This window comes from Pseudomonas sp. R62, from assembly GCF_000257605.1.
Lineage (GTDB): Bacteria > Pseudomonadota > Gammaproteobacteria > Pseudomonadales > Pseudomonadaceae > Aquipseudomonas > Aquipseudomonas atacamensis.
On the sequence record NZ_JH635998.1, the window covers coordinates 3268561 to 3270636 of the forward strand.

The 2076-nt window shown below is 59.9% G+C and carries 4 protein-coding genes; 3 read left to right on the forward strand and 1 reads right to left on the reverse strand.

The genetic code is table 11. From position 1 onward, the window contains the following. Positions 1–753, reverse strand: a 753-nt coding sequence (locus OQK_RS15795) for a 1-acyl-sn-glycerol-3-phosphate acyltransferase (protein WP_016773237.1), incomplete at its 3' end; no start/stop codon positions are given. 138 nt (positions 754–891) lie between these two features. Here OQK_RS15795 and OQK_RS15800 point away from each other — a divergent pair. Genes OQK_RS15800 through OQK_RS15810 form a run of 3 tightly spaced genes read left to right on the forward strand, consistent with a single transcriptional unit; the run spans position 892 to position 2003 of the window. Further along, positions 892–1074 carry a CPXCG motif-containing cysteine-rich protein gene (locus OQK_RS15800; protein WP_016773238.1) on the forward strand — a complete coding sequence of 61 codons (183 nt, stop codon included), beginning with the start codon at positions 892–894 and terminating at the stop codon, positions 1072–1074. Between the two features lie 9 nt (positions 1075–1083). After that, positions 1084–1344, forward strand: coding sequence for a putative signal transducing protein (locus OQK_RS15805; protein ID WP_016773239.1), 261 nt, complete (start codon positions 1084–1086; stop codon positions 1342–1344). Between the two features lie 35 nt (positions 1345–1379). Further along, positions 1380–2003: an SOS response-associated peptidase gene (locus OQK_RS15810; protein WP_016773240.1), complete on the forward strand. Its 624-nt coding sequence runs from the start codon at positions 1380–1382 to the stop codon at positions 2001–2003. The last annotated feature ends 73 nt before the right edge of the window (positions 2004–2076 follow it).

The window sequence follows — 2076 nt, forward strand, 5'->3', positions numbered from 1 at the left end:
AGCGTGGGAGGCCTTGGCCTGGTCACACGGGTCGTACTCATAGCTGATCGACACCGGCGTCACGTTGAGCGAGCGGATCACTTCGCCAAACGGCTCGTCCTTGCGGCTCATGTGGAACATCTTGAGGATCGCCGACTCGGTGCGGTCGTCGCCGTCCTTCGCCCGCCCTTCCGCCTGAGCAATCCAGATCGACGCGCAATCGTTGCGTATCGAGTGGTTGATGTACGCCGACAGCAATTGATACGCCGCCATTTTCTCGCGACGGCCGGTGATCGAACGGTGGACGATGAAGCTCTTGTTCAAGCGCATCAGGTCACTGACAAACGGCTTTTGCAGCAGGTTGTCGCCAATCGCGATGCGCGGCGTCGGCAGGCCGGCGTGGTACACGGCGTAGTTGACGAAGGCCGGGTCCATGACGATATCGCGGTGGTTGGCGATGAACAGGTAGGCGCTGCCGGACTTGAATTGCTCGACACCGGTATACGTCACGCCGTCGGTGGCGCGCTCGATGGTGTGGTCGACGTAGAACTCGACTTTGTCCTGTAAGGTAGCCACGGAATTCACGTCGGCAAACTCACGACGCAGCCGATGGGCTATAAGAGGTTTGAGCATCCAGCCGAAGGCACCGGCAAAACGCGGGAAGCGGAAGTGGGTGAGGATATCTAGAAACGCCTTGTCGCCGAGCAGTCTTGCCAGTACCGCAGGTACTTCGCTGTCGTCGTAAGGTCGGATGGCATCGAATTCGCCCATCATGCTCTCTTGTTGGAAACGGCTAGGGTAAGTAAAGGGTTTGATCGAAAACCCGCGGGGCACGGTCTGAAAAGTAGCCAGACAAAAATAGCCCTGCAAATAGACCGGCGATTATACGCACAAGTCACTGGGGAGACCGCGATGCTGGAAAATGCACTGTATGAATGTCCGTATTGCGGTGAGGAAGTCGAGACCACTCTGGATTTGTCCGCTGGAGATCAGACGTATATCGAAGACTGCCAGGTGTGCTGTCGTCCGATCACCTTTGTCCTGCAGGTACATGAAGAAGAGTGGCATCTGGAAGTCTTCAGCGAAAACGAGTGAGGGCCGCGTATGCAGCGCATCTACGAACCGGCGAACCTGATGGAGGGCGAAATGCTCAAGGGCATGCTTGCCACTGAGGGGATCGAGGCGCATCTGATTGGCCGTGATCTGGTGGGCGGTGCGGGTGAATTGCCGATCTTCGGCCTGCTCTGGCTGTCGGTGGATAACGATCAGGCCGAATACGCCCGCGAGTTGATCACCGCGTACAATGCCGCGCTGCCGTTGCCTGGCGACGAACCGGAAAGCTTTCCCGGCACGCTGGTCTGTTAGGCTGGCCTTCGTTTTATTCAGAGTCGTGTTGCCCCATGTGTGGACGTTATGCCCTGTTTCGCTGGAACCGCGACTTCGCGGCCCTGCCAGGTTTTCCCGCCGATCAGCAGGCGCAGTGGAACATTTCCCCGAATGATTCGGTGTTGATGCTGCGTGCCGAAGAAGACGGCCAGCGCACGCTGGCCCGTGCGCGCTGGGGCCTGACGCCGCCGTGGCTGACCGATCTGTCGAAAACCCCGGCCCACGCCCGCGCTGAAACCGTCGCAGAACAGCCGATGTTTCGTGAGGCCTTGCGCTTGCGTCGCTGCCTGCTGCCGGCCAACGGCTTCTACGAATGGCGCGGCACCCAGCGCAAACGGCCTTACTGGTTGACGCCGGGGGAGGGCTCGTCGTTGTTTTTCGCGGCGATCTGGGAAGCGTATCCGGTGCAGGAACAGGTCTGGCTGAGTACGGCGGTGATTACTCAGTCGGCGGCGAGTCAGCGCCGGCCGTTGATTCTTGATGAAGCGGGGCAGGCGGCCTGGCTTGATCCTGAAACGCCGCTGCATGTGTTGCAGGGTTTGCTCGCCAGCGAACCGGCGGCGCTGCGCGAGCGAGTGTTGGCGAATCTGGTGAATGATCCGAAGTTGAACGGGCCGGAGTGTCTCACCCCGGCTTGATTTGCGTGGATCAAAAGCCCCTCACCCCAGCCCTCTCCCGGAGGGAGAGGGAGCCGAATGGGGGATGCTTCAG